The 25,699-nt window shown below is 65.1% G+C and carries 24 protein-coding genes; 10 read left to right on the forward strand and 14 right to left on the reverse strand.

The annotated features are described in order from the left end of the window. Window positions 1-11 precede the first annotated feature (11 nt). The 3 genes from B4N44_RS14260 to B4N44_RS14270 all read left to right on the forward strand — a co-directional run bounded on the left by B4N44_RS14260 (window position 12) and on the right by B4N44_RS14270 (window position 2,746). Window positions 12-1,334, forward strand: coding sequence for a protoporphyrinogen/coproporphyrinogen oxidase (locus B4N44_RS14260; protein ID WP_296702048.1), 1,323 nt, complete (start codon window positions 12-14; stop codon window positions 1,332-1,334). 212 nt (window positions 1,335-1,546) lie between these two features. Beyond that, window positions 1,547-2,194 (forward strand): c-type cytochrome, encoded by a 648-nt coding sequence (locus tag B4N44_RS14265; RefSeq protein ID WP_296702051.1) that lies wholly within the window; start codon window positions 1,547-1,549, stop codon window positions 2,192-2,194. Window positions 2,195-2,239: 45 nt separating this feature from the next. Beyond that, window positions 2,240-2,746: a DUF302 domain-containing protein gene (locus B4N44_RS14270; protein ID WP_296702053.1), complete on the forward strand. Its 507-nt coding sequence runs from the start codon at window positions 2,240-2,242 to the stop codon at window positions 2,744-2,746. Window positions 2,747-2,912: 166 nt separating this feature from the next. Here B4N44_RS14270 and B4N44_RS14275 read toward each other — a convergent pair whose 3' ends face one another. From B4N44_RS14275 to B4N44_RS14305, 7 genes are all read right to left on the reverse strand, one after another. After that, a complete protein-coding gene (locus tag B4N44_RS14275) occupies window positions 2,913-3,764 on the reverse strand; it encodes a phosphatase PAP2 family protein (RefSeq protein WP_296702055.1) in 852 nt (283 codons plus the stop codon). Window positions 3,765-3,766: 2 nt separating this feature from the next. Continuing rightward, the gene (locus tag B4N44_RS14280) at window positions 3,767-5,404 is read right to left on the reverse strand and encodes an ArnT family glycosyltransferase (protein ID WP_296702057.1); all 1,638 of its coding nucleotides are present in this window, start codon (window positions 5,402-5,404) and stop codon (window positions 3,767-3,769) included. Then, a complete protein-coding gene (locus B4N44_RS14285; RefSeq protein ID WP_296702060.1) occupies window positions 5,401-6,447 on the reverse strand; it encodes a glycosyltransferase family 2 protein in 1,047 nt (348 codons plus the stop codon). The genes B4N44_RS14280 and B4N44_RS14285 overlap by 4 nt, the downstream gene beginning before the upstream one ends. A gap of 92 nt (window positions 6,448-6,539) precedes the next feature. Continuing rightward, on the reverse strand, window positions 6,540-7,067 hold the full coding sequence (gene yjgA, locus B4N44_RS14290; RefSeq protein ID WP_296702063.1) for a ribosome biogenesis factor YjgA: 528 nt from the start codon (window positions 7,065-7,067) through the stop codon (window positions 6,540-6,542). Between the two features lie 31 nt (window positions 7,068-7,098). Beyond that, on the reverse strand, window positions 7,099-8,826 hold the full coding sequence (recJ, locus tag B4N44_RS14295) for a single-stranded-DNA-specific exonuclease RecJ (protein WP_296702066.1): 1,728 nt from the start codon (window positions 8,824-8,826) through the stop codon (window positions 7,099-7,101). Then, window positions 8,826-10,742, reverse strand: a complete 1,917-nt coding sequence (locus B4N44_RS14300) for a M48 family metallopeptidase (protein ID WP_296702071.1) — start codon at window positions 10,740-10,742, stop codon at window positions 8,826-8,828. The genes recJ and B4N44_RS14300 overlap by 1 nt, the downstream gene beginning before the upstream one ends. Window positions 10,743-10,934: 192 nt before the next feature. After that, on the reverse strand, window positions 10,935-11,516 hold the full coding sequence (locus tag B4N44_RS14305) for a LemA family protein (protein WP_296702072.1): 582 nt from the start codon (window positions 11,514-11,516) through the stop codon (window positions 10,935-10,937). 242 nt (window positions 11,517-11,758) lie between these two features. Between B4N44_RS14305 and B4N44_RS14310 the strand changes: the two genes are divergently transcribed. From B4N44_RS14310 to kdsB, 5 genes are all read left to right on the forward strand, one after another. Next, window positions 11,759-12,385 (forward strand): MotA/TolQ/ExbB proton channel family protein, encoded by a 627-nt coding sequence (locus tag B4N44_RS14310; RefSeq protein ID WP_296702074.1) that lies wholly within the window; start codon window positions 11,759-11,761, stop codon window positions 12,383-12,385. Continuing rightward, window positions 12,382-12,900 (forward strand): biopolymer transporter ExbD, encoded by a 519-nt coding sequence (locus B4N44_RS14315; RefSeq protein ID WP_349681094.1) that lies wholly within the window; start codon window positions 12,382-12,384, stop codon window positions 12,898-12,900. Before B4N44_RS14310 ends, B4N44_RS14315 begins: the two co-directional genes overlap by 4 nt. Then, window positions 12,897-14,678 (forward strand): lipid A export permease/ATP-binding protein MsbA, encoded by a 1,782-nt coding sequence (gene msbA / locus B4N44_RS14320; protein ID WP_296702085.1) that lies wholly within the window; start codon window positions 12,897-12,899, stop codon window positions 14,676-14,678. Before B4N44_RS14315 ends, msbA begins: the two co-directional genes overlap by 4 nt. Before the next feature lie 236 nt (window positions 14,679-14,914). Then, window positions 14,915-15,910 carry a tetraacyldisaccharide 4'-kinase gene (lpxK, locus tag B4N44_RS14325; RefSeq protein WP_349681095.1) on the forward strand — a complete coding sequence of 332 codons (996 nt, stop codon included), beginning with the start codon at window positions 14,915-14,917 and terminating at the stop codon, window positions 15,908-15,910. After that, window positions 15,903-16,688, forward strand: a complete 786-nt coding sequence (gene kdsB / locus B4N44_RS14330; RefSeq protein WP_296702087.1) for a 3-deoxy-manno-octulosonate cytidylyltransferase — start codon at window positions 15,903-15,905, stop codon at window positions 16,686-16,688. The genes lpxK and kdsB overlap by 8 nt, the downstream gene beginning before the upstream one ends. A gap of 152 nt (window positions 16,689-16,840) precedes the next feature. Here the strand turns inward: kdsB and B4N44_RS14335 are convergent, their stop codons facing one another. Then, on the reverse strand, window positions 16,841-17,137 hold the full coding sequence (locus B4N44_RS14335; protein WP_296702089.1) for a hypothetical protein: 297 nt from the start codon (window positions 17,135-17,137) through the stop codon (window positions 16,841-16,843). Window positions 17,138-17,414: 277 nt separating this feature from the next. On the opposite strand from B4N44_RS14335, the gene B4N44_RS14340 reads away from it, so the two are divergent. Next, window positions 17,415-17,939 carry a hypothetical protein gene (locus tag B4N44_RS14340; RefSeq protein WP_296702092.1) on the forward strand — a complete coding sequence of 175 codons (525 nt, stop codon included), beginning with the start codon at window positions 17,415-17,417 and terminating at the stop codon, window positions 17,937-17,939. A 175-nt stretch (window positions 17,940-18,114) separates the two neighbouring features. Here B4N44_RS14340 and cydX read toward each other — a convergent pair whose 3' ends face one another. From cydX to B4N44_RS14370, 6 genes are all read right to left on the reverse strand, one after another. Further along, a complete protein-coding gene (gene cydX, locus B4N44_RS14345) occupies window positions 18,115-18,237 on the reverse strand; it encodes a cytochrome bd-I oxidase subunit CydX (RefSeq protein WP_093028459.1) in 123 nt (40 codons plus the stop codon). A 273-nt stretch (window positions 18,238-18,510) separates the two neighbouring features. Then, entirely contained in the window at window positions 18,511-19,653 is a 1,143-nt protein-coding gene (cydB, locus tag B4N44_RS14350; protein WP_296702095.1) for a cytochrome d ubiquinol oxidase subunit II, read from the reverse strand. Between the two features lie 10 nt (window positions 19,654-19,663). Next, window positions 19,664-21,283: a cytochrome ubiquinol oxidase subunit I gene (locus tag B4N44_RS14355; RefSeq protein WP_296702097.1), complete on the reverse strand. Its 1,620-nt coding sequence runs from the start codon at window positions 21,281-21,283 to the stop codon at window positions 19,664-19,666. Window positions 21,284-21,533: 250 nt separating this feature from the next. Beyond that, complete coding sequence (locus tag B4N44_RS14360) at window positions 21,534-21,968, reverse strand: NifB/NifX family molybdenum-iron cluster-binding protein (RefSeq protein ID WP_296702099.1); 435 nt, start codon at window positions 21,966-21,968, stop codon at window positions 21,534-21,536. Between the two features lie 45 nt (window positions 21,969-22,013). After that, complete coding sequence (locus tag B4N44_RS14365) at window positions 22,014-22,421, reverse strand: DUF6858 family protein (RefSeq protein ID WP_296702101.1); 408 nt, start codon at window positions 22,419-22,421, stop codon at window positions 22,014-22,016. A gap of 292 nt (window positions 22,422-22,713) precedes the next feature. Next, entirely contained in the window at window positions 22,714-23,424 is a 711-nt protein-coding gene (locus B4N44_RS14370) for a Crp/Fnr family transcriptional regulator (RefSeq protein ID WP_296702103.1), read from the reverse strand. A gap of 201 nt (window positions 23,425-23,625) precedes the next feature. On the opposite strand from B4N44_RS14370, the gene B4N44_RS14375 reads away from it, so the two are divergent. Continuing rightward, entirely contained in the window at window positions 23,626-25,542 is a 1,917-nt protein-coding gene (locus B4N44_RS14375) for an ATP-binding cassette domain-containing protein (protein ID WP_296702105.1), read from the forward strand. Window positions 25,543-25,699 lie beyond the last annotated feature (157 nt).

Genomic DNA, 25,699 nt, shown 5'->3' on the forward strand with positions numbered 1-25,699 from the left:
GCGGTTTAACCATGAGCACAGACGTCATCATCATCGGTGCCGGTCTCTCCGGACTGGCTTGTGCCGTCACGTTGCGCGAGCGGGGTTTCGAGCCTCTGCTGATCGAGGCGTCGGACGCCCCCGGCGGGCGGGTACGCACCGATCGACGCGACGGCTTTCTCCTGGATCGCGGCTTTCAGGTCCTGCAGACCTGGTATCCGGAGGCGCAGCGGTTCTTCGACTACGCACGCCTGGATCTGCGTCCCTTCTATCCGGGTGCGCTCGTGCGCACGCAGCAGCGCTTTCAGCGCGTCAGCGATATCTGGCGCCGTCCGACACGTGTGCCCGAGATGCTGGTCTCTCCGGTCGGGAGCCTCGGCGATAAGCTGAGACTCCTCGCGCTGCGTCGCCGGGCTCTGGCGGGCGACCTCCAAGCGCTCTATTCGCGTCCGGAGCGCGAGGCATTGAGCCTGCTGCGCGAGCTTGGTTTCTCCGCGCGCATGATCGAGCGCTTCTTCAAGCCCTTCTTCAGCGGCGTCTTCTTCGAGCCCGGGCTGGGGGTGTCTTCGCGCGCCTTCGAGTTCGTGTTTCGCGCCTTTGCGCTGGGCGACACAGCCCTGCCGGCGCACGGGATGGGTGAGCTTCCTGCGCAGCTCGCGCAGCGGTTGCCTCGGGAGTCCATCCGCCTCGGCGCGCGCGTGGAGCGTATTCTGGACCAACAAGTCGTGCTCGACACGGGCGAGCGGCTGCGGGCGGGCACCATCGTGCTGGCGACCGAGGGCAACGAGACGGCACGTCTCCTGGGTCGATCGCACAGCGCGGCGGTGGCGGGGCGCGGAACCACCTGTTTTTATTTCGCGGCGAGCGCACCGCCGATCGAAGGGCCTTATCTCATGGTCAACGGCGAGGGGCGAGGGCGGATCAACAGCCTGCTGTGTCCGAGCAATCTCTCGGATCACTATGCCCCGCGGAACGAGAGCCTCATCGCGGTCAACGTGCACGGGGCGGAGCACAACCCGGATGCGCTCGAGACCGACCTGCGTCGCGAGCTGATCGGCTGGTTCGGCGATCAGGTCCTCGCCTGGAAGCGCTTGGCGGTGTACCGGCTGCCGCGTGCCCTGCCGGTTCAGTCGCCTCCTGTCGCCTATCCGGGTGCGGTGCGGTTGCGTCAATCCAATTGGCTCTGGACCTGCGGGGAGTATCGATCGGCGCCATCGATCCAGTGGGCGCTGCATTCCGGGCGTCGTGCGGGGGAGGAGATCGCGAGCGGCCTCCTCGGCAATCGCGACGGCGATGGGCTTGGAAAGTCGGATGCCGGCACGCGTACACCCAGCCTGCCCTCGGCCGATTCTTGACCACCCCCGGTCAATTCATCCGAGGACCTGTCGCCCGATGCGCATACGGGCTTGGCCGTCCCTTCGGATGCCGTCCCGGCGAGTTCAAACCCTTTGAACAGAAGGACTTCTGTCGGCGAGAAAATCCAAGGTCCTGAACGGGTTGCACCTATGCGGCCGATCTCCTATCGTAAGCCGCTCACGAGAACAATCATCCACCTGGAGTTTGGAGTATGAGATCTACGATTGTCCGCGCGCTGGCCCTCTCCCTCGCCTTTTCGGGCTCTCTGGCAGTGACCCCGTCGGTTGTCGCCAGCACCTCGGAATCGGAGCCGGATCTGGATCTCGGTCAGCGTCTGCATCGCCAATGCGCGCTCTGCCACGGCCAGTATTCACAGGGCATCCTGGGCGGAAAATATCCGCGTCTTGCGGGCTTGCCCGATTATTATCTGGTCAAGAGCCTGACGGATTATCGCGATGGCGTGCGCGAGCATGCGGCCATGACGGTGGTCGGCGGTCTACGCACCTTATCGGATAATGATCTTGCCAGTCTGTCCGCCTATATCGCGAGCATCGATCTAGATGCCGTCCATCCGCTCGATGTCCCGACCCCGGAAGGATCGGACGTCGAGAACGGCGAGGAGATCTATCAGAGCGACTGCAAGACCTGCCACGGGCGTGCGGCCGAAGGTAACAAGCGCAAGGAGAGCCCCAAGCTCGCCGGCCAGTACGACGGCTATCTCTTCCGGCAGATCGAGAAGTTCAAGGCCGGCAAGCGGATGCACGCCAATGACCCGGACGACGAGACCTTCGTGGACTACAGTGACCAGGACATCCTCGATATCATCGGCTTCGTGACCACGATCGACGACAAGAACTGAGCACCGAGTCGGACGCATCCATAAGAATATCAAGAGGATACAAGAATGAAACACCTGAGCCTTGTCGTTGCACTCACCCTGCTCGCGTCGATGCCGCTGATGGCGGCCGAGGACGCCGCTCCCGAGATCCGGGTGTCGGATGTCGAGCATACCGTACTCAAGATCGGCCTGGCCCCCGGCGTCTCGGCCGATGCCGCGGGCGAGGCCATGCTCTCGAAGGCGGTCGAACTCAACATGCGCCTGGTCGCGCATCTCAATGTCGGGCAAGAGGTCGGTAATCGCGGCATCGAGTCGATGCGCTTGGAGATCTTCCAATTCTGCAATCCGGAAGACGCGGTCAAGATGGCTCGATTCAACACCATCTTCGCGGCCTACATGCCGTGCAGCATCGCGCTCGTGGAAGACAACGACGGTCGGATCTGGTTGCAGATGCTCAACCTGGATATGTTGATCAGCGCCTATGATTTGCCGCCCGAGCTCCAGGCCCTCGCACTCGGGATCAACGGCCAGATGCTCGACATCATCACCGCCGGCGCGACCGGGGAGTTCTGATCATTCGCCCCTCGGGTCGGTCTTGCTCCTGAGGCCGGCCGGAAGGGCGGACAAGCCGGTAGGGCGGACACGCCTGTGGGGACAAACCCAGCGCAGTCCACCAGTGCCGGCGCGGGGTTCGGTGAACTTGGAACTCGCGTGTCCACCAGACCCGCCGCGCGGGCGTTTATCCTCGCCGATATCCCAGCCAAGGTCGAAGCAGATACTGAGTCCCCGCGACCCCCAGCGCGAGGACGCCGAGCACGGCCAGGGGCGTTGCCGCCGCAGGGTATCCCGCATCGTCGAAAATCAATGTGATCGCCAACATCACGGCCAAGCTTACGACGGCCACATGAACCCATAGATTCGTCGCCGGCCCCGGCCACCGGGCTGCGAGCAGGCCACCGAGCCAGGCCGCAAGTGCCCCCCCGAACAGTCCGGCCGCTACATCAACCGGCCAGTGCACCCCGACCGCCACTCGGCTCAACCCGGCCAGCACGGCCAGCGCAAGGAACAGCGCCCGCAGCGCCGTCCAGCGCGTGTAGTAGATCAAGACCCCGAAGAAGACCGCGGCCGTCACGCTGTGACCCGACGGAAAGCTCGCGCGGGTGTGGCTCGGCCCGATGAGATTGAAGGCGTCCGCCGCAAGCACTCCCGGCGGGCGCGTCGCGTCGAAGAGCGCCTTGACCCCTCGGCTGTAGGCGGCCGCGACCAGGGCCGCGAGCACCAGTGCCCAGAAGATCCTCGGGTAGCGCAGCGCGAAGATGAGCGCCAAGGCGAAGGGGACACGCTCGTCGCCCAAGACCGTCAGACACTGCCAAAGCCAGTCTGGATAGGCTGCCGCCGCGGCGTTGATCCGGATGAAACCGGCGTCGTACCCGACGGCAAGATAAAGGGTCAGGCCGACGATCAGGCAGACCAACGCCCAGCGCGACAACCAGACCGCGCCGCTCGGCGACCTGAGCGGGGTTCGGTCGGCTCCCGTGTCCAAACGCTCGCGAAGGGCATGTTTCCAGAATGTGCTGAAATCAGTGCGCATCGTCATCGTCCCGGTTGAGTGCCGACGGCGCCCGTGTCGTCCGTTCGTCCCATGCGCACCAGGGCGACCGGACCTCGACGATAGACGAGGTCGCGTTGCAGGCCGGGGAAATCAGTCGCCAAGGCGTCGAGCTTGTCGACGCGCAGAAAGACCAGCTCGCCGGGCAAGGGCGGGCGATTCGGCGTGACGGCATCGCGATAGACGCTGAAGCTCGGCATGGAGGTGCGGTAGCCCACCGTCGGGAGGTTCATCTCTCGCGCCAGCAGACCGGCCTCCTTCACGGGCGCCTGCATCACCTCGAAGACCCGCGGGACCAGGACCCCGTAGACCACCAGCGTTTGGATCACGCCGGCAAGGATCAGTCGCTGCCACAGGGGCGGGCGCGACCAGAGGAGCAAACCGATCATCGCGGCCAGTCCGGCGAGCATGGCGCCGAGATAGTCGAGCCCCAGGACCCCGCGGGCCTCTTGGAACATGGCGACCTCATGGGCCCGGTCGGCTTGCGATTCGGCGAGGCCGACGACCCCGGGCAGCGCAACCAGCAGGCCGAGGAAGATCAGCGGTGCCGCGAAGGCGAGCCAACGGCCCTTCAGCAAAGCCCGATGTTTAGCCATGAGAATGAAGAGCGGCGTGGCCCCGTAGAGCAGGTAATGCGGCAGCTTGGTCCCGGAGAAGGAGAAGACGACGAAGACGGTGAGGAACCAGATCCAGAGGAAGCGCTCGAGCGGGTCCGACCCAGCAGCACGCAGCCCCGGCAAGAGACGCAGGAACCAGCCGGTGAAGGGCAGCAGGATGATCGGCAGCATCACCAGGTAATAGCCCGGAAACCCCGCATGCCCGTGCATGGCATCGCCGAAACGCCCGGCGTTGTGCTCCAGGAAGAAGCTGCGGAAGAACCCCGGGCCGTCGTCGAGATAGACCGCGAGATACCAGGGCAGGGCGACCGCCACGAAGACCAGCCAACCCTTCGGTGCAAAGGCCGCCTGCGCCCAGCGTCCCAGCTCACGTTGCGACCCGAAAAAGAGCAGGCTGACCAGCACCGGAAAGAAGACCGCCACCGGGCCTTTGGTCAGGAAGCCGAGCCCCATCCAGAGGAAGGCGCGCAGCACGAAGCGGCGGTTGGTCGCGGGATTCGGGTCCAGGTAATAGCGGTAGATCTCGAAGAAGGCGAGCGCGATGAAGAGGTTGAGCACCGCGTCGGCGACCGCCCCCTTGGCGATGACCGAGACCTGGAGGCTCAAGGCCATCACCAGCCCGGCGACGACCGCGCTCTCGCGATCCAGGCGCTCGCGCACGAAGCCCCAGACCGCGAGCACCCAGAGGGTTGCGGCGAGCGCCGAGGGCAGGCGCAGTGCCAGCTCGTTGAATCCGAACGCCTGCGTCGAGGCCGCCTGCAACCAGTAGATGAGCACCGGTTTGTCGTAGCGCGGCTCCCCGTCCTTGTGCGGCGTGATGAAGTTGCCGCTCGCGAGCATCTCGCGGGTCGCCTCGGTGAAGGCGCCTTCGTCCAGGTCGTAGAGCGGCACCGCACCCAACTGCCAGTAAAAGCTCAGGAGCACGACCGCGACGAGCAGCCAGGGCGAGGTCAGGATGCGCCCGAGTATCCCGCTCGGGCCGCGATCGGCGATGGTCTGGTTCATGCCGAGTGCCTCCAATCCGCGTGCGCGGGATCCGATTGCCAGCGAATCCGGTGGTGGGTGTGCTCGCCCGAGGCGTAGAAGGTGCGCGTCATCAGCTCGGCGAGCACCCCGGTGGTGAGGAACTGGATCGACATGACCAGGAAGAGGATGGCCACGAAGAGCATCGGCCGTGTCCCGATGTGCTGTCCGAGCCCGAATTTCACCCAGAGCATGTCGGCCATCAGGATGCTCCCGACCACACCGAAGAGGATCCCGATGGAGCCGAAGAAGTGCCCCGGTCGCGATCCGAACCGCAGGAAGAAGAAGGCCGAGAGGAGGTCGATCAGCACCCGGAAGGTGCGCGAGATCCCGTACTTGGATGTCCCGAAGCGGCGCGCCTGATGGGCGACCTCGGTCTCGCCGATACGCTCGGGCGCGGTCACTCCGGCGACCCAGACCGGGATGAAGCGGTGCATCTCACCGAGGAGGGTGACCTCCTGGATCACCTCGGCGCGATAGACCTTGAGGCTGCAGCCGTAGTCGTGCAGGGCGACCCCGGTGACCTTTCCGATCAGTGCATTGGCCATCTTGGAGGGCAGTTTGCGCATGACCAGCGCATCCTGGCGTTGACGGCGCCAGCCCTGCAGGAGATCCAGGTCGCGTGCGAGCAGCTCCTCGACCATACGCGGGATGTCGGCCGGGTCGTTCTGCAGATCACCGTCCAGGGTTGCGATCAGCTCGCCGCGGGCTGCGTCGAAGCCGGCCTGCATGGCCGCGGTCTGACCGAAGTTGCGCCTCAGCCGGATCACCCGAACGTGCGGGCCGTAACGCTCGCCGACCTTGCGCAGACGCTCGCCCGTGCCGTCGCGGCTGCCGTCGTCCACACAGATCAGCTCCCAGGCGCCTCGGTAATCCGCAAGCCCTTCATGGACCCGCTTCAGCATAGGCTCGACGTTGTCGATCTCCTGATACATGGGGATGACGACGGAGAGCGACGGATGGCGCGCCGGAGGCTGTCCGGTCGAGATCGTCGTCGCAGGCGCCGGTTCAATCGAGGTGTTCATGTGAGTTCCAAATAGTCACGGCCGGCGAATTCCAAGCCCTGGAAAAGCCCGTAACTGTAGGATGGGTTTGGCTGCGCTCGACCCATCCTCGTTTACGCGCTCGACTCCAGGCTGTCGCGCAGGAAACGGAACAGCTTGCGCGGTGCGTCGGGCCGGCCGCGCTCCTGATCGCGTTGCGCGGCGCGGATCAGGGTGCGCAGCTGCTGGCGGTCGACATCCGGGCATGCGTCGATGAATTCGCTCAGTGCACCCTCGTCGTCGGCGATAAGTCGCTCGCGCCAGCGTTCCAACGCATGTAGGTGCGCCGCCGCCTGGCGCTCGCGGTCCTCGGCCTGGTCGACCAAGGCATGCACGGCGGCCATGTCCTCGCGCTCGAGCAGGTTGGCGATGCGCTTCCAGTGGCGACCGCGGGCACGGATATCCTTGATCCGAGGGGTCTCGTCCAAGGCGACCCAGGTCGCGGCGCTGAGGTTCAGACGCTCCAGCTCGGCCCGAGGCATCCCGGCCATGCGCTCGGCCAGGGCCTGCAGGGCCAACTTCTCGCGCTTGAGCTGGCTCTTGCTCGGGCCGCGCTCTTCCTCTTGAAAGTCGTCTTCGTCGTCGTCGATCGTATCGTTCATCCCGAAATCCAAATAGGCGGTTCGACAGTCTTCATGCAGCCGGCTCCAGATGCTCGAGGATCAATTGCGCGGAGCGGTTGCCTCGGTAGTCGTTGACGTCCAATCGGTAGGCGAGCCGCACGGCGCCGCCGGCCTCCGCGATCTGCTCGCCCAGGTTGAAGCCGATGGCCTCGATCGGTCCCTCCTCGGCCGCGGGTCCGGCGAGACTGAGCTTGAGATGACGCTCGCCCACCAGACGTGCGCTCAAGACCTCGAAGGTGCCGTCGAAGCGGGGCTCCGGGAAGCCCTTGCCCCAAGGGCCAGCCACGCGCAGTGTCTCGGCGGTCTCCAGTGTCATGAGCCGTTGCGGAAGCGCACCGTCGGATGCGATCTCCGGCTGCGGCGGCCGGTCGCCGACCACCGCGCGGACCGCCTCCGCAAAGGCATCCCGGAACCGGGGCAAGGCCTCCGGGCGAATGCTCAATCCAGCGGCCATGGCATGCCCGCCGAAGCGCTCGATCAAGCCCGGATTCTGGCGATCCACCAGTGCGATCAGGTCTCGGACATGGACCCCTTCGACCGATCGCGCCGAGCCGCGCAGAAACCCATCACCACCGTTCGCAAAGACGATGACGGGGCGATGATACCGCTCGCGGATCCGCGCCGCGACGATCCCCGAGACGCCTTGATGCCACTCCTCGCCGAACAGGCAGAGTCCGGGCGGCAGTTCGGTGCCATCCAAACAGAGCCCCGCGAGCGAGGCCTCGGCCTCGTCCTTCATCTCGCCCTCGATCTCGCGGCGTCGTCGGTTCAGCGTGTCGAGACGCGCGGCAAGGTCGGCGGCGACCTGTGGGTCGTCGGTCAGCAGGCATTCGACGCCCACCGACATGTCCTCGATCCGCCCGGCGGCGTTGAGTCGTGGCGCGGCGATGAAGGCCAAATCGGTGGCCGTCGCCCGGCTCGGGTCACGGCCGCCGATCGTCAGCAATGCGCGCACGCCCGGACTGCACCGCCCGGCGCGGATGCGTCTGAGCCCCTGCTCGACCAGGATCCGATTGTTGCGGTCCAGGGTCACCACGTCGGCGACCGTGCCCAAAGCGACCAGGTCCAGCAGATCCGCCAGGTTGGGCTCGGATCGCCCCGCACCGAACCAGCCTTGCTCGCGCAGACGGGCACGTGCGGCAACTAAAAGATAGAAGACGACGCCGACACCGGCCAGGTGCTTGCTCGGAAAGCGACAGCCCGGTTGATTGGGGTTGAGGATCGCCGCGGCACCCGGGAGTCGCTCGCCGGGCAGATGATGATCCGTCACCAGGACCTGGATACCCAGCTCAGCGGCACGCGCGACCCCGGCGAGACTGGCGATGCCGTTGTCGACCGTGATCAGCAGATCCGGTCGGCGCGGTGCGGCGGCGTCGACCACCGCCGGACTCAGTCCGTATCCGAATGCGAATCGGCTCGGGATCAGATAGGAGGCCTGTGTTGCGCCCAGGCTGCGCAGACCTCGGACCGCCAAGGCGCCGCCGGTCGCACCGTCGGCGTCGTAGTCCGAGACGATCAGCAGATGGCCGCCGCCGCGGATGTGGTGCACCAGCAGATCGACCGCGTCATCGATGCCGTGCAGCGCGCTCGCCGGGTAAAGCGCCGAGAGCCCGGGCGCGGACTCCTCGGCGCCATCCAGACCCCGATTCGAATAGAGTCTGGAGAGCAGCTCGGCCGGCGTGCGGGCGGCGGCGAGCGCCGCGGCGCTCGGCGCGCGTCGAATCACGGGGCGCGACATCAGTGCAACACCGGCATGGGGACATGCAGCGCGGCAACGACGGCACGCAGCAGCTCGATCTCAGTCCGATTGATCCCGGCCTGCTGTAGGGTTGCGATCAGTGCACGCAGCAGGCGCTGCTTCTCGTCCATACGCAGACGATCGAGCCGCGCAAGCGCACGGTCGAGGCGATCCGGCCAGTCCTTCGATCCGATCGGGGTCATCTCGCGCGAACGCATCCCGAGCGATGCCAGACCGGTGGCGAAGGCGGTCCGTGCGGTGCGCTGATCCGGGTTGCCGTGCACCGCCAGGATGATCAGCAGGTCGCGGATCTCGTTCTCGCAGCCGGAGAGGGATGCGCTCCCGGCGCTGTGCGCATCGCTCGGGGCGATGGTGTCTTGGATCTGCTGCGCGAGCAGGCGTGCAAGGACATACTCGAAGACATCGATCCGTCCGTCGGCATGGATCAGACGATCGAGCAGCCCCATCAAGCGTGTCAGCTCGGTCTGCGGACGCCGGCGCAGGGTGGGAAAGGCGATCTCGAGCAGCGGGATGCGCAGGTCCGCGGCCAGGCTCGGTACTGCAGAGAGGAGCGTGCCGACCTGACGCTCATGCTCGCTGCCGAGCGTCTCGGCGACCATCAAGAGCTGGCGCTCGCGGATCTCGGCCTCCGGGTCGATCAGGAGATAGCAGACGAGCGTCATCACCCACTCGGTGGAGCGGGCGGCGTGCGCGAGCGGCTCCGGGATCGCCCGGTTCAGACGAGCCGCGTCCTGGATCCGTGCCGTATCGGGCCGACCGATCGCGCCGACGATGCGATCCGCATCGAGGCTCGACGGGCTCGGTCGACCTTCGATGGCCGGCCGGGGCTCGGCGATCGAGGCGACGATGCCGGCTTCGCTCGGTGCACACGGGGTCTGCATCGCCCGCATTCTCTCCAGCTCCGTCGCGTCGAAACCCGGCTCGATCGCACGAATGCGATCCGCAATCGGCGGATGCGTGGCCAAGAGGCGACGCGTGAGCCCCGCAGCGAAGAGCATGTGCCCGATCTCCTCGCTGTCGGCCGAGAGCACCGATCCGGCCGGCGCCGAGCCGATCTTCTTCAAGGCGCCCGCGATCCCCTCGGGCTCGCGGGTGAACTGAACGGCCGAGGCGTCGGCCAGGAACTCGCGTTGACGCGACACCGACGCCCGGATCAGACGGCCGAAGAAGAGCCCGATAGAGCCGGTCGCGACCAGGGCGAGGCCGATCATGGCGATCGCGGCGGTGTACTTGCTCGCCCGGCCATGCCGCACCGAGAGCATGAGTCGGCCGATGATGGCCAGCACCAGGATCCCGAACAGGATCCCGATCAGCCGAATGTTGAGCCGCATGTCGCCGTTGAGGATGTGCGAGAACTCATGTGCAACGACACCCTGAAGCTCCGAGCGGCTCAGCGTCCGCAGCGCGCCCCGGGTGACGGCGATCGTCGCATCGGCGGTCGAATAGCCCGCAGCAAAGGCATTGATGCCGTCCTCCTGCTCGAGCACATAGATCTGGGGCACCGGAACACCCGATGCGATGGCCATCTCCTCGACCACGTTGCACAACCGCTGCAGCTGCGGATCCCTGGTGTCCGCATTGACCATGACACCGCCGAGCCCGCGCGCGACCGCCCCGCCGCCGTTGCGCAGGGTGAGGATCCGAAAGAGGCTGGCCAGCCCGATGGCACCCGCGGTCAGCACGGAGACCCAGATGAGCAGCGGGAGGCCTTCGCGAACCGCGGCGGGCGAGAACACCGACGAGACACCGAGACCGTCCGGATCCGTGCCGAGCCCCAGGAAGGCGAACGCGATCAGGTCGACAACGGCCACGATGCCGACGACGGCGAGCGCGAAGAGCACCAGCAGGAGATGCGTGCGCCGACGGGCACGGTCCTGATGCGCGAAGAAGTCCAATTAAACTGCGTCCTTCGTGTTCATGTGGGGTTTTCAATTGGGTGAGGTCTTGGGTGTCATCTGCAGGCGTTGGAGCGGACGCAGTTTAAGTCCTTAAAAAACAGACAATATCCTGAACCGCGCCGGCTGCGCTTTTGGATCGCGGAGAGGTCCTTCCCGAACGCAATCCTTCCATGTGCCCACAAGCGCGGTTCAGAAGGAGATCTGAAGGGCCTCGCGTTTCTCCGGCGCCTCGATCTCCAGCAACTGCGCGGCCGTGAATCCGAAGCGCTGGGCGATCAGGTTGTTCGGGAAGACCTCGCGCAGATTGTTGTAGCCCATGACGGCGTCGTTGAAGGCTTGGCGCGCGAAGGCCACGCGGTTCTCGGTACTGACCAGCTCCTCGGAGAGCTGCATCATGTTCTGATTGGCCTTGAGGTCGGGGTAGGCCTCGGAGAGTGCGAACAGCTTGCCCAGTGCTCCGGCCACGCCCATCTCGGCCCGGGCCAGCATCGCCACCGCGGCGCCGTCGCTCGGATCGGCCGCGACCTGCTCGAGACTGCCGACCGCTTGGTTGCGGGCCTGGATGACGGCCTCGAGCGTCTCGCGCTCGTGGGTCATGTAGCGCTCGGCAACCTTGACCAGATTGGGGATGAGGTCATAGCGGCGTGTAAGCTGGACGTCGATCTGAGCGAAGGCGTTTTTGTAGCGATTGCGTCCGGCAACCAGACGGTTGTAGATGACGACGACGAGAATCGCGGCGAGCAGGATCAGGCCAAGCAGTGTCCATCCCATCGGTGTTCCCCCACGCTGATGACTGTCCCCCGAGCCCGGCAGTCGCCGGGTCAGGTGTCTGGCCGAGGCCGGAGCGCGGCCTTCGGCAATGCGGCGAAAGGCTAACATACTTCGGAAACGGATCGGTGCTGAGCCCGCCGCGTTGCGCCGGGTTGCCGATGCGGGTCGAGGGAGTACCATTGCGTCCATGCGGCACCTGAGCGTGCCTCGATGCGACTGATAGAGAATAAGGAGCTCCACTCTTGCTTGAAGTGATGTATGCCGGCGGTTGGCTGATGGTGCCGATCGTCGCCTGCTCGATCATCGCCACCGCCGTCGTTCTCGAGCGGAGCTGGATGCTGCGCCGCTCGCGGATCATGCCGGCGAATCTGGTCGTCAGGATCTGGGAATGGCACCGTCGGGGCGAGCTGACCGATGCGCGGATCGAGGAGATCCGCACCGGCTCGCCGCTCGGGCGCCTGCTTGCGTCCGGACTCATCAATCGCAACCACTCGCGCGAGATCATGAAGGAGGCGATCGAGGACACGGGCCGACAGGTCGTGGCCGAGCTGGAGCGCTTTCTGACCAGTCTGGGAACGATCGCCTCGGTGGCACCGCTTTTGGGCCTGTTGGGGACCGTGATCGGCATGATCGACGTCTTCGGCGTCATCATGGACGCGGGTGTCGGCAATGCTGCCGTACTCGCCGGCGGGATCTCCAAGGCGCTGATCACGACGGCGGCCGGCCTGTCGGTTGCGATCCCGGCGCTGATGTTCCATCGCTTCTTCGACAACAAGGTCGCACGGCTCGCACTCGACATGGAGGAGCAATCGCTGCGGCTCGTGGAGGTGATGAAGGGCGAGCGCGAGGCCGGCGAGGTCTCCGCGTGAATCTGCGTCCGCACCGTCGGGATCCGGCCGACATCAATCTCACCCCACTGATCGACGTCGTCTTTTTACTGCTGATCTTCTTTATGGTCTCGACCACCTTCAAGGACGAGGCGCGCCTGCGTGTGCAGTTGCCCGAGGCTCAAGGCGAGGAGATCCCGGTCGAGGAGCCCGAGATGATCCGGCTCGTCATCGATCGAACCGGGGCCTTCAATGTCGACGATCGGGCCGTGCGCGATCGCGAGACCAAGACCCTGGTCGAGGTTTTGAATGAGCGGTTGGGGGGGCGCGAGCCTCTGCCCGTGCTCATCCAGGCGGATGCCGAGACGCCGCATCAGGCGGTGATGACGGCGCTCGATGCGGCCAGTCAGGCCGGACTGGTGCGGATCGCATTCGCGGCGACGCGTGCCCCGCAGGACGATGCCGATGCCGAACCGGCGCGAACCCCGTCCGGGCAATTCGCCCCGCCTTCCGGTCCTCAGCCCGCTCAGCCATCCACAGGGGAGGTCGCTGAATGACCCATGATGCATCAGGCTCCGAGGTCGAGGCGGGTCCCATCTATCGCCGGCTGCTCGGCTACGTCAAACCCTACTGGCGGATGTTCACCGTCTCGATCGTCGCCATGCTTGCCTTCGCGGCCACCGAGCCGCTCTTCGCGGCCATGATGCAGCCGCTGATCGACGGCAGCTTCGTGGATCGCAACGAGGAGATCGTCCGCCTCATGCCGCTCGTGCTGGTGGCGCTCTTCGTGTTTCGCGGGATCGCCGGCTTCATCAACAACTATTCTCTGAGCTGGGTCGGGCGGCGTGTGGTCGCGGACCTGCGCCAGAAGATGTTCGAGCACCTGCTGCGCGCCCCGACGCGCTATTACGACAATCAGGGATCGGGACACATCCTCGCCAAGCTTACCTACAACGTCGAAAACGTCGCTACCGCGGCCACATCGGCGATCACCACCCTAGTCCGTGACGGCTTCACGGTCATCGGCCTGATGGCCTACATGCTCTATCTGAACGCAGCACTCTCGGCGATCTTCCTGGTGATCGGTCCCCTTATGGCCGGCGCAGTCAAATACGCGACCAAGCGTTTTCGCCGCCACAGCCGCCGCATCCAAGACCGGGTCGGTGCGTTGACCCAGGTCGCCCAAGAGGCGATCGAGGCCCATCGGGTGGTCAAGGCATTCGGCGGGCAGCCGCTGGAGGCGCGACGTTTCAGCGCCATCAACGAGAAGACGCGCTCGCTGCAGATGAAGATGATCGCAACCGAGGCGGCGAGCGTGCCGCTGGTCCAGTTGATCTCGGCCGTGGCGATCGCCGTCATCGTCTATCTCTCGACCATGCAGGGGCTGAAGGAGGACATCTCGGTCGGCACTTTCATGTCATTCGTGGTCGCCATGGGTCTGCTTCTGCCGCCGGTGAAGCGTCTGACCTCGGTCAACGCCCATCTGCAGCGCGGCATCATCGCCGCCCAGAGCCTGTTTGAGCTGTTGGATGCGGAGGAGGAGCGGGATCGGGGACGTCGGACGTTGGACCGTGCCGAGGGGCGCGTGGAGTATCGCGGCGTCACCCATGTCTATTCGCCCGACAAGCCGCCGGCGATCCGGGATCTCGACCTCGTCATCGCTCCGGGCGAGCGTGTCGCATTGGTCGGGCGCTCGGGCAGCGGCAAAAGCACGGTCGCCAGCCTACTGCCGCGCTTCTACGATGCGACCGCGGGCGAGATCCTGATCGACGGCATCCCGATCCACGAGCTGAGCCTGGCGAGTCTGCGCGCCCAGATCTCGCTGGTCAGTCAGGACGTGGTGCTCTTCAACGACAGCATCGCCAACAACATCGCCTATGGCCAGGCCGTACCGCCGAGCCGCGAGACGCTCGAGCGCGTCGCCGTGAACGCCCACGCGCTCGACTTCATCCAGGCCATGCCCGAGGGCTTCGACACGCGGATCGGAGACCGCGGTGTGATGCTCTCGGGCGGGCAGCGCCAGCGTCTCGCGATTGCCCGTGCCATGCTCAAGGACGCCCCGATCCTGATCCTGGACGAGGCGACCTCCGCACTCGACACCGAGTCCGAGCGCCATATCCAGGCCGCCCTGCAGGAGTTGATGACGAACCGCACGACCCTGATGATCGCCCATCGTCTCTCCACCATCGAGAATGCCGACCGTATCCTGGTCATGGACAACGGACAGGTCGTCGAGCAGGGCACCCACGGCGAATTGCTCGCGCAGGACGGCTATTACGCCCGGCTGCATCGTCTGCAATTCCACGATGCCGGCGAGCCTCCGGCCGCGTCTTAAACCGCGCCCGGCGCGGTATGCGATGTTTTTGGATGGGGTCGGCCCCGGCAGAGGTGACGAGCGTTGGAGTCGGCGCGGTTTAAGAGATTAAAAATATTGAATTTTAAACCTCGTCTCACCGAGATCGAGGACATCTCCAAAGCCAAATGCAAAATGAAAATGACGCAGGTCGCTCTAGACACGGCTTAAGTTGTGCTGACGTCAGTAAGCACAATCCGCTCGGCGGGCGGGCTGAGGTGATTGACCCGAACGCGATCTGGTACGGCCGTCATCCGCTCGGTCCCATCCTCGCGCCGCTCTCCTGGCTCTATTGTGTGGTGGTCCAACTGCGCCGTCTGGGCTATCGCAAAGGCTGGCTCGCGAGCCGGCGCCTGCCGGTGCCCGTCGTGGTGGTCGGCAATCTCACCGTCGGCGGGACCGGCAAGACTCCCGTCGTCTTGAAGCTCGCGGAGCTGCTGATGGCGCGCGGTTGGCGTCCCGGGATCATCACGAGAGGTTATGGGGGAAGAGGGGGAGGACGGGGCGCGGTCGCGTCGCGCCGCGTTCCTCCGCACGGCGAGCCCGCCGATTTCGGGGACGAGCCGGTGCTGCTGGCTCGTCGCAGCGGCTGCCCGGTCGTCGCCGGACCGGATCGCGTTGCCGCCGGCGCGCTCGCACTGTCCGGGGGCGACGTGGACATCCTGCTCGCCGACGACGGGCTCCAGCACTATCGCTTGGCTCGAGACATCGAGATTGCGCTCATCGACGGCGTGCGCGGATTGGGCAACGGGCGCTGCCTGCCCGCCGGGCCGTTGCGCGAGCCGCGCGGGCGTCTGGCCACGGTCGATCTGGTGCTGACCAACGGCGGCGACACCGGCAGTGGGTACCGGATGCGTCTGGTTCCGGGTGCGGCGGTCAATCTCCGTGACCCCTGCGTCTCCAAGCCGATCGCCGACTTCCTCGGGCGGCCCGTCTTTGCGGTCGCGGCGATCGGCAACCCCGAGCGCTTCTTCGCCATGCTGCGCGGCTTGGGTCTCGAGGTCGAGGGTCGCGCCTACCCGGATCACTATCCCTTTGCACCGTCGGATCTTGTGGCTTGGCCGCCCGGCCCGGTGCTTATGACCGAGAAGGACGCCGTGAAGTGCGCGCCCTTTGCCGGCGAGGATCACTGGTTTCTGCCCGTGGAGGCCGAGCTGAATACGGCATTCGTCGAGGCATTCTTTCGCACGCTGGAGGCACGGACCCATGTCTGACCGAGAGACTTCCGATAAACGCCTAGGATTCAAGGTCGTTATCCCCGCGCGCTACGGCTCGACGCGCCTTCCGGGCAAACCCCTGTTGCCGATCGCCGGCAAGCCGATGATCCAGCATGTCGTGGAGCGCGCGCGAGCGAGCGCCGCCGAGGAGATCCTGGTCGCAACCGACGACCGGCGCATCGCCGAGGTTTGTCAGGGTTTCGGCGCCGAGGTGGTGATGACCGGCAGCGCGCATCGCAGCGGGTCCGAGCGCATCGCCGAGGTCATCGAGTTGCGCGGTTGGCGCGATGACGTGGTGGTGGTCAACCTGCAGGGCGACGAGCCGGCGATGCCGGCGGCCTTGCTGGATCAGGTCGCGAGCGACTTGGCCGGCATCGCCGATCTCGGCATGTCGACGTTGGCTGCCCCGATCTCGGACCGCGCGACCCTCTTCGATCCGCATGTCGTCAAGGTGGTCACGGACGCGAAGGGCTTCGCACTCTATTTTTCGCGTGCGCCGATGCCCTGGCACCGCGACGAGTTCCTCGCCGATCGTGACGAGCTGCCGACATCGGTCGCCTTTCTGCGCCACATCGGGCTCTATGCCTACCGCGTCGGCTTCCTGAAACGCTATCTGACGTGGGCGCCGTCGCCCCTGGAGATGGCCGAGTCACTGGAGCAGCTACGCGTGCTCTGGCACGGCGAGCGTATCCATGTGGCGATCGCCGCCGCCGAGCCAGGCCCGGGTGTGGATACGGCCTCCGATCTGTTGAAGGCCGAGCGGCATCTGGCGTAAACCGCGTCCAGAGCGAGATGCTGATTTTCGAGTGATCTCGACGTTCGTTGCATCCACTGCTCTTAGCGGGGACGCGGTTGTGATGGGACATTCTCGATGTGACGATCGCTGCGGTCTGTCTGTGTGGCGCGACGAGGCTTCTTCGCCGTGACTCAGGCCCGTGGCGTCGATTGCAGGCAGTCCAGGAGATCTTGCATCTCGAGCGTGAGCTCGCTCTCGACCGGGTCTAGGATTCGGACCTGTATGATCGCGTTGGCGCGATGGCTGGCGCGGCCGTATTGGTCCATCTGAATCGGAGGTCGGGCGAGATCCGATTCCAGCACCGCCAGCCCCTCGCCGGGCAGGATGTCGATCAGGCGCCAGACCTGCCCGTCATGTTCGCAGCGATGGCCGATCAACATCCTGAGCCGCTGAATCAGCGCGGGATCGATCGCATGGGTCTGTGTCATTTCGGCTCCGGCTGTTGGGCTGGCCAAGGGGCGAATCCGCTACACCCTAAACGACTAAGATGGCAGCCGAAAGCGATTTTTCATCGATAAAAAAACCCCGCTGATGCGGGGCGAATCACCACTGAGGAGGTCAGAGAATGAAACCGGAGAACGGAAGCGTCTGTCTTGGTTCTAACAATGCAGAACGGATGCCAATTTTCTGTTTCGTGCCGTGATCTCATCGAAACAATAGGTTGCGGAGGCGCAAGTCGCTTGAGTCGACGATGGGAGCCGAGCCATGCACAGGTTGAAGACGCGCGCAGGTTCCTTCCGCACCGCAACGGTGCGATATTCGCGACAAACGGCCTGTCTCTTTGTCGTCATCGCAACACTCTGGCTGGCGATGCCGGTCGCTGCCGAGACGGACGTGATGCGGGCGCAGGGGATTCAATCACAGCGGGCTGCGGCCGGTTGGTTGAGATTGCAGCAGGATCAACGCGCGGCGAGACAGCAGGCCGGCCTGCTGTCGGCTCCCGACGCGGCTCGGCGGCAGTCGCTCGAGTGGAGCGAGGCGATCCGCTACCGCGAGCTTCTTCAGCAGCAGAATCGCGCCATCGACTCGGCCCGTCGGCAAGATCGTCTGGTGCCCCGAACCGGTGCGGGTGTCATGCCGGACGGTCGGGCCGGCCGGGCGCGGATGCAGGGTCAGTTGATGGAGTTGGAGGCGCAACAACAGAGCCAGCGCCTGCAGATGCAGATGGACCGGGCGCGGCGCAGTCAAACGGCGCCGGGGCGGCTCAGCCGGGGTTCGAACAGCCGATAAGGCACGGGCCACGTTCATCTCGACTGCGCATGCGCGGAGGAACCGAAAGGGTTGTAGGTGCGAATTTATTCGCACACACGCCGGTTTCCCCGCGAGGCGCTCGGAGACGCCACCACCTAGGCTGTGCGAATAAATTCGCACCTACACGCCGGTCGTTCTTTTCTCGGACATGCCCTTAATTATCGGGCCGCGCATCCCCGGTGTGTCTGTAACACTCCTCGGATTCGTACCACATGACGTTGATGATGCCGAAGGCGAGGGCCAGCAGCACACCCAGGAGCCAAGCGAAATACCACATGGGATCGTCCTCTCGGTGATCGATGCTCATTGTCCGGGGTCGCCCGCGACGACCTCGGACCCCGACGTTTCTCGATGAACCCCTTAAACCGCGCACGGTGCGGTATGCGTCATTTGTCGGAATAGCTTGGCCGCGCCGGCTCCGACGACTATCGGAGCCGGCGCGGTTTAAAGCATTGAAAATTTTCCCTTCTAAACCGCGTCTCACTGGGATCGAGGATATCTGCGCAGCCAAACGCACAATGAAAACGACGCAAATCGCTCTGGACGCGGTTTAGTACGCCAAATGCTCCTGCTCCCGGATCTCCTCCACCGTCACACGCCGCCACATCTTGGTGTAGGTCCAAGTGGTGTAGGCCAGGATCAACGGGATGAAGATGACCGCCGCCCAGAACATGACCGTCAGGGTCAGGTGGCTGGAGACCGCGTCCCAAACGATCAGACTGCTGTTGGGATCCGTTCGCGAGGGCAGGATGAAGGGGAAGAGGCTCACGCCGGCGGTCACGATGATGCCCGTGATCGCCAGACTGCCGCTCGCCAGTCCCCAGCCCGGACGATCAGCGGCGGCGAGCTTCATCGTGGCCCAAAGACCCGCGAAGCCGAGCGCCGGGAAGAGCAGCGTCCAAGGATGGGCGCCGTAGTTGGCCAGCCAAGCCCAAGAATCCGCGACGACCTCCTTGGTGAGCGGGTTGGGTGTCGCATCGAGCGCGGGCATGGAGACGACCTTGAAGCCGTCGATGCCGATGATCAGCCAGATCCCGGCGAGCGCGAAGACCGCCATGCCGATGAGTGCGAAGATCCGAGCCGCTGCCTTGGCGCGCGAAGCGATGGGCTCGGCCGCCCGGATTTGAAGCCAAACCGCGCCGTGCATGGTCAGCATGGCCACACTCAGGATGCCCGCCAGCAGGGCAAACGGATGGAAGAGACCGAAGAAGCTGCCCGTGTAGAAGGATCTCAGCATGTCATCGAGATGAAAGGGCACGCCGAGCAAGAGGTTGCCGAAGGCCACCCCGAACACCAACGCCGGCACCACGCCGCCGATGAAGAGCCCCCAATCCCAGGCGTTGCGCCAGCGTGGATCCGCGATCTTGCTGCGGTAGTCGAAACCGACCGGCCGGAAGAAGAGCGCGAAGAGCGCGAGCAGCATCGCGAAATAGAACCCCGAGAAGGCGGTCGCGTACACCAGCGGCCAGGCGGCGAAGATGGCGCCGCCGGCCGTGATCAGCCAGACCTGGTTGCCGTCCCAGTGCGGGCCGATGGTGTTGATGATGACGCGCCGCTCCTCGTCGGTCTTGCCCAGGAAGGGCAGGAGTGCGCCGACGCCCATGTCCATGCCGTCGGTCACGGCGAAGCCGATCAAGAGCACGCCGACCAGCACCCACCAGATGAACTTCAGGACTTCGTAGTCGATGATCATGATCGGTCCCCTAGTCTTGCCGTTTCTGCGGTGCGAGCGCGGGTGACGGGCCGCCTGCGGTGGTCGAACGGGACGCCTTGGCCGCCTCTTCGTGGTGGTAGCGGCCCGTATGCAGCGAGCTGGGTCCCTGCCGCCCGAACTTGAACATCAGATACATCTCGATGATCAAGAGCACCGTGTAGAAGAGGATGAAGGCCGAGAGGCTGATGATGAGGTCGCTCGGTGCCAGGCTCGAGGCGGCAATGCTGGTGGGCAGGACCTCGCCGATCGCCCAAGGCTGGCGGCCGAACTCGGCCACGAACCAGCCCGTCTCCGCCGCGATCCAGGGTACCGGGATGCTCCAGAGGAAGAGGCGCAGAAGCCAGCGTTTCTCCTGAATGACGCGTTTGGCGTTGAAATAGAATCCCAGGATCATCAGGGCCAGCATCCAGAATCCGGCCGCGACCATCACACGGAAGCTCCAGAAGAGCGGCGCGACCTCGGGGATCGAGTCCTTGACCGCCATGCGGATCTGTTCCTCGGTGGCCTGGCTCGGGTCGTCCGTGTAGCGCTTGAGCAGGAGCGCGTAGCCGAGATCGGCCTTGTGGTCCTCGAAGACCGCGCGGTTCTCCGGCGTGTCCTCATCACCGCGCAGACGCTGCAGATACTCGTAGGCGATCATGCCGCTGCGGATGCGGATCTCGTGGTCCACCATCAGGTCCTTGAGTCCCTTCACCTCGGTGTCGAGCGAGCGCGTGGCGATCAGCCCCAGGAGCCAGGGAATCTTGATCGCGCCGTGGGTCTCCTCGTCCTCGTTGCTCGGGAAGCCGATGATCGTAAAGCCGGCCGGCGCGGGCTCCGAGTGCCACTCGGCCTCGATCGCCGCGAGCTTCACCTTCTGCACGTCGCCGACCTCGTAGCCGGACTCGTCGCCGAGCAGGATGACCGAGAGGATGCCGGCCAAACCGAAGCCGATCGCGACCGAGAAGGAGCGCTTGGCGAAGGCCAGATCCCGCCCCTTGAGCATGTACCAGGAGCTGATGCCGAGCACGAACATGGACGCGGTCACATAGCCGGCGGCCACCGTATGCACGAACTTGACCTGCGCGACCGGGTTGACCACGACCTCCATGAAGTTGGTCATCTCCATGCGCATGGTCTCGTAGCTGAACTCGGCGCCGACCGGGTTCTGCATCCAGCCGTTGGCGACCAGGATCCAGAGCGCCGAGAGGTTGGACGCCAGGGCCATCAGGAAGGTGACGGTCAGATGCTGGCGTTTGGAGAGTCGCTCCCAGCCCAGGAAGAACAGACCGATGAAGGTCGACTCCAGGAAGAAGGCCATCAGGCCCTCGATGGCGAGCGGAGCGCCGAAGACGTCGCCGACATAGTGACTGTAATAGGCCCAGTTGGTCCCGAACTGGAACTCCATGGTCAGCCCGGTCGTCACGCCCAACGCGAAGTTGATGCCGAAGAGCTTGCCCCAGAACTTGGTCATGTCCCGGTAGATCTCGCGTCCGGTCATGACATAGACGCTCTCCATGATCACCAGGATCCAGGCGAGGCCGAGTGTGAGTGGCACGAAGAGGAAGTGGTACATCGCGGTCATGGCAAACTGCCACCGCGAGAGCTCGATCATGGTGCTGTCAAGCATGGCGATATTCCCGAGGTTGGAGATCAGGAACGCGAGGAGGGCTGTCGGGTGCCGGGCAGGGTGTCGGCGATCGGGGAGATCGCCGACGGTCCGGATCAGGCTGGCCCGCCGGTCGGAGGTGCTTAGGCTAGGCCGGTCATCAGATGGCTGAAATGACGAAACGCAACAGGCTTTTCAGGAAAGCCGATGACGTGCTTCGTGGCCGGTTCGGCGGCTATGACGCCGAAGCGAGCGGGGCTGGCGGCTCATGTCAATCCTGACGGTGTGCGCCTTCGCCGGCCCCATGGTCATGGTCATGGGTGTGCGGAGCCGCCGCGGGCAGGGGTTGTCCGGCAAAGATGGCCGATACCGCCTGCACCGGATCCGTCGCACTGGTGGTGTAGACCTGGATTCCGTGGCGGGCCATCCGCTGGAGAAAACCATTTCCGGCACCCTGCGTGACAATCCCGTTCAGCTCGAGCTCGAACAGCGGATGATCCTCGCCGTGGTACTCGTGCAGGGACAACTCCATCGGCAGATCGAGCCGATCGACCTCGGTCGGATTGCCGTCGGCGTCCGCCTCGTAGACGAGGAAGCGACGGCTCTTGCCGGCATGTCCGGTGATGGTTCGAAAGTTCTGGCTGGTGACGGCGATACGCATGGATTTCCCCGTGTTCAGAATGGCGAGGACGCTTCGTTTGGTCATGGATTTGGGATCTCGTGGGATAGTCGGACTGTCCTGCCGCGGGATTCAGGCCGGTGCCGCCTCTGCTTGGCGCAGGCGCATCGCCCAGTCCTCGATCGCTGCGTTCGCCACCGGCATGGGTGATTCAATGAAGGTGATCACGAAGCCGTCGTCGGTCTCGGCGATACCGATCGAACGTGGGCGCATCGCGAGTGCCTGCGGATTCTGCAGAGTGATGCCGAAACAGAAGACCAGATTCTTAGCAGCGCGGATGCCTTCGCCGATGCGTCCATCCGGGAGCGATCGGGTGTGTCGGAGGTGATCGAACTCGGCAATGAAGATGGCCGAAGGATGTGCCTCGATGCAGGCCCTGAAATAACCGCAGACCGCATCGACCGAGTCGAACGGGGTCTCCTCGCGATCGATCTCGAGCACATAGACCGGAAAGGTCTCCTGCAGCAGGGTCTGTTTCATGATCTGCCCTCCCGGCCTCGGTCAAGCGGCGGTGCGGCACCGCGGAATGCGCCATCATTGGGGGTGGGAGGTGTTCGAGGCATTGAAATCGGTCAACCCTGCTGAACTGCGTCCGGGGTATGCCTCGAGGCGATCCACTGGAAATGCCGCCGGATCATGCCGAGAGGGTCGGCGGAGACGCGGTTCAGGATAAAAAATCAATCAATCTCTTGAAACGCGTCTCTCGCGAGGTTCATGGGTGTGCGCGATGCCGATCATCACAGCGAACAGGGCATATCGCACCGGACGCGTTTCAACCCTCCGCGATGCGCTTGAGGTTGGGGATGTCGAGCAGGAAGCGGTTGGGGCTGGTCTCGACGAGAAGGCTCTGGCGCTTGAACTCGGCGATGGTGCGGCTTGCGGTCTCGGTGGTGATGCCGAGCATGGCGCCCATGTCCTCGCGGCTGAACAATTGGCAGGCACTGCTCTCGCGATCGCGCACCAGGCGCAACAAGAGCCGGGCGATGCGCTGGCGGGCGGAACCGGTGGAGAGCTCGGTCAGCCAGGCGTCGGCCTCGTTCAAGGCGCGTTGCCAGCGCGAAATCAGCTCGCGGTGCAGATCCGGGTTGTTGCCCCCCAGATCGCGGACCAATCGGGCGGGAAAGCGGCAGACCTCGGTTGGCTGAAGGGCGACGGCCTCGTGCTGATAGGTCCCGCCCTCGAGCATGGCCTCCAGGCCCAGGACATCGGTGGTCCGTGCGATCCGCACGATCCGCTGACTCCCGTCCGGAAGATACTGCACCAGTTTCAGGACACCGGTCCGTACGGTAAACATGTGATCGGCCGGATCACCCGTACGGTAAAGACTGGTGCCGGGCTTCAGGGTGAATTGGTCGATCGGGTCGTGGATCCGCTCGAAATCGGCCTCGGCCAAACCGGCGAACAGAACGGTGGTACGGAGCGAGCAGTTGAGACAATCGGCCTCGCCCGACCAGGCATCTCGCAGCGTGACACTTTTTACCATGTGGGTCGTCGGACTCCAGTCGTTCTCGGCACGGCCGTGCCTGATGGCCCAGTGTAGCCGATCGGTTCGGGGAGATCATTGCGCAGGCGGGGTTGCGTCGCGTCGTCGCCCTCTCTACCTTGTCGGATCCGCCACCCGACGAACGCCCCATCGCATGTTCACGCGCGGGATTGGCCCCTCTCATTCCACACGGTACGACCGATGACCTTGCTCAGCCTCGACTCCGTTGCCCTCTCCTATGGCCTGCCGCCGCTCTTGGAGGATATCTCATTCAGCATCGAGCGAGGGGAGCGGCTCTGTCTGATCGGTCGTAACGGCGCGGGCAAGTCGACCTTGCTGCGGATCATCGACGGCGAGATCCAGGCCGATTCGGGTCAGATCCGCGCGGCTGCCGGGCTCAAGGTAGCGCGCCTGAGGCAGGAGATCCCGCGCGGAGAGGAGGGGAGCGTCTTCGAGGTCGTCTCCGCCGGCTTGGGCGATCTGGGCGTTCTTCTGAGCGATTACTTCAGGCTCTCACACGGCTTGGGGAGTGATCCGAGCGAGGAGGACCTGACCCGTCTGGCACGGGTCCAGCAGCAATTGGAGGACGGCGGCGGCTGGGCCATCGAGCAACGCACGGAGCGTGTCATCTCACGCCTCGGGCTCGACGCCGAGGCCAGGTTCAGCGCGCTTTCGGGCGGTCTGCAACGTCGCGTCCTGCTCGCTCGTGCGCTGGTGACCGAGCCGGATCTGCTGCTGCTCGACGAGCCGACCAACCATCTGGACATCGATGCGATCGATTGGCTCGAAGACTTTCTGATCGACTTTCCAGGCTCCTTGCTCTTCGTCACCCATGATCGGCGCTTCCTGCAACGGGTCGCGACCCGGATCCTGGAGCTCGATCGCGGGCGGATCACCGACTGGCCCGGCGACTACGCCAACTATCTGCGTCGTCGCGAGGAGCGTCTGCATGCCGAGGCACAGGCCGCGGCGCAGTTCGACCGCAAGCTCGCCGAGGAGGAGGTCTGGATCCGCCAAGGCATCAAGGCGCGGCGTACCCGCAACGAAGGCCGCGTGCGCGCGCTCGAATCCATGCGCCGCGAACGTCTCGAGCGGCGCGAGCTGCAGGGCACGGCGCGTCTGCGTCTGAGCGAGGCGGATCGTTCCGGCAAGCTGGTGGTCGAGGCCGACGAGATCAGCTTCGCCTGGGGCGGCACCCCGGTGATCCGCGACTTCAGTACCCTGATCCTGCGCGGCGACAAGATCGGCATCATCGGCCCGAACGGTGCGGGCAAGAGCACGCTGCTGAAGCTGCTGCTCGGTGGCTTGGAGCCGCAGGTCGGCGAGATCCGACGCGGAACCAACCTGCAGGTGGCCTATTTCGATCAACTGCGCGCCCAGTTGGACCTCGACAAGAGCGTCCAGGACAACGTCGCGGGCGGCAGCGACAAGGTCGAGGTCGACGGCCAGAGCCGACACGTCCTCTCCTATCTGAAGGACTTTCTCTTCACACCCGAGCGCGCACGCCAGCCGGTCAGGGCGCTCTCGGGCGGCGAGCGCAATCGCTTGCTGCTGGCCAAGCTCTTTACCCGCCCGGCCAATCTGCTGGTGCTCGACGAGCCGACCAACGATCTGGATACCGAAACACTCGAGCTGCTCGAAGACCTCCTGGTCGAGTTCCAGGGCACCCTCTTGCTGGTCTCTCACGACCGGGTTCTGCTCGACAATGTCGCCACCAGCACCCTGGTCTTCGAGGGCGAGGGCCGGGTCCGCGAGTATGTCGGCGGATACGAGGACTGGGTGCGTCAACGCGATCCGCGGCGCTCGGGCGAGTTCAAGACCAAACCGGCGGACTCCGGGACGCCGGTGTCGGCCCCCGCGGGCGGGTCGACTCAACCCAAGGCCGCGCCCAAGGGCGAGAAGCTAAGCTTCAAGGAGACACGCGAGCTTGCAGAGCTGCCGGCCCGAATCGAGGCGCTGGAGAGCGCACAAACCGAGCTGCATGCACGCCTGGCCGATCCGGCCTTCTATCAGGCCGCTCGCGAGGAGGTCGCTGCGGTCAAGGCGCGTCTGGCGGCGTTGGAGTCCGAGCTCGAAACCGCCTACGCGCGCTGGGAAACCCTTGAGGCGCGGCGCTGATCCAGCGGGAGCGAGGCCGTGCATGCGCAGCCGGACCGACCGGCGGGTGTCGGGCCTCGCTCCCGCTCGGCCCGACCGACGGACGAACGCCGAACGGCGCGTTTGTCGCCGTCCGCGTCCTGAACTACCATCATCGATCGGTCCGGGTTTGCTCGAT

It is taken from the genome of Thiocapsa sp. UBA6158 (assembly GCF_002423035.1).
Lineage (GTDB): Bacteria > Pseudomonadota > Gammaproteobacteria > Chromatiales > Chromatiaceae > Thiocapsa.

Excerpts from the sequence above, each read along its gene's own strand:
- B4N44_RS14375 (WP_296702105.1), top strand. The coding sequence starts at position 23,626 with ATGACCTTGCTCAGCCTCGACTCCGTTGCCCTCTCCTATGGCCTGCCG.
- B4N44_RS14285 (WP_296702060.1), bottom strand. The coding sequence starts at position 6,447 with ATGAACACCTCGATTGAACCGGCGCCTGCGACGACGATCTCGACCGGA.
- B4N44_RS14370 (WP_296702103.1), bottom strand. The coding sequence starts at position 23,424 with ATGGTAAAAAGTGTCACGCTGCGAGATGCCTGGTCGGGCGAGGCCGAT.
- B4N44_RS14280 (WP_296702057.1), bottom strand. The coding sequence starts at position 5,404 with ATGAACCAGACCATCGCCGATCGCGGCCCGAGCGGGATACTCGGGCGC.
- B4N44_RS14360 (WP_296702099.1), bottom strand. The coding sequence starts at position 21,968 with ATGACCAAACGAAGCGTCCTCGCCATTCTGAACACGGGGAAATCCATG.
- B4N44_RS14335 (WP_296702089.1), bottom strand. The coding sequence starts at position 17,137 with ATGACACAGACCCATGCGATCGATCCCGCGCTGATTCAGCGGCTCAGG.
- cydX (WP_093028459.1), bottom strand. The coding sequence starts at position 18,237 with ATGTGGTATTTCGCTTGGCTCCTGGGTGTGCTGCTGGCCCTCGCCTTC.
- B4N44_RS14275 (WP_296702055.1), bottom strand. The coding sequence starts at position 3,764 with ATGCGCACTGATTTCAGCACATTCTGGAAACATGCCCTTCGCGAGCGT.
- cydB (WP_296702095.1), bottom strand. The coding sequence starts at position 19,653 with ATGATCATCGACTACGAAGTCCTGAAGTTCATCTGGTGGGTGCTGGTC.
- B4N44_RS14365 (WP_296702101.1), bottom strand. The coding sequence starts at position 22,421 with ATGAAACAGACCCTGCTGCAGGAGACCTTTCCGGTCTATGTGCTCGAG.
- B4N44_RS14340 (WP_296702092.1), top strand. The coding sequence starts at position 17,415 with ATGCACAGGTTGAAGACGCGCGCAGGTTCCTTCCGCACCGCAACGGTG.
- B4N44_RS14355 (WP_296702097.1), bottom strand. The coding sequence starts at position 21,283 with ATGCTTGACAGCACCATGATCGAGCTCTCGCGGTGGCAGTTTGCCATG.
- B4N44_RS14265 (WP_296702051.1), top strand. The coding sequence starts at position 1,547 with ATGAGATCTACGATTGTCCGCGCGCTGGCCCTCTCCCTCGCCTTTTCG.
- B4N44_RS14305 (WP_296702072.1), bottom strand. The coding sequence starts at position 11,516 with ATGGGATGGACACTGCTTGGCCTGATCCTGCTCGCCGCGATTCTCGTC.
- yjgA (WP_296702063.1), bottom strand. The coding sequence starts at position 7,067 with ATGAACGATACGATCGACGACGACGAAGACGACTTTCAAGAGGAAGAG.
- recJ (WP_296702066.1), bottom strand. The coding sequence starts at position 8,826 with ATGTCGCGCCCCGTGATTCGACGCGCGCCGAGCGCCGCGGCGCTCGCC.
- B4N44_RS14260 (WP_296702048.1), top strand. The coding sequence starts at position 12 with ATGAGCACAGACGTCATCATCATCGGTGCCGGTCTCTCCGGACTGGCT.
- B4N44_RS14270 (WP_296702053.1), top strand. The coding sequence starts at position 2,240 with ATGAAACACCTGAGCCTTGTCGTTGCACTCACCCTGCTCGCGTCGATG.
- kdsB (WP_296702087.1), top strand. The coding sequence starts at position 15,903 with ATGTCTGACCGAGAGACTTCCGATAAACGCCTAGGATTCAAGGTCGTT.
- msbA (WP_296702085.1), top strand. The coding sequence starts at position 12,897 with ATGACCCATGATGCATCAGGCTCCGAGGTCGAGGCGGGTCCCATCTAT.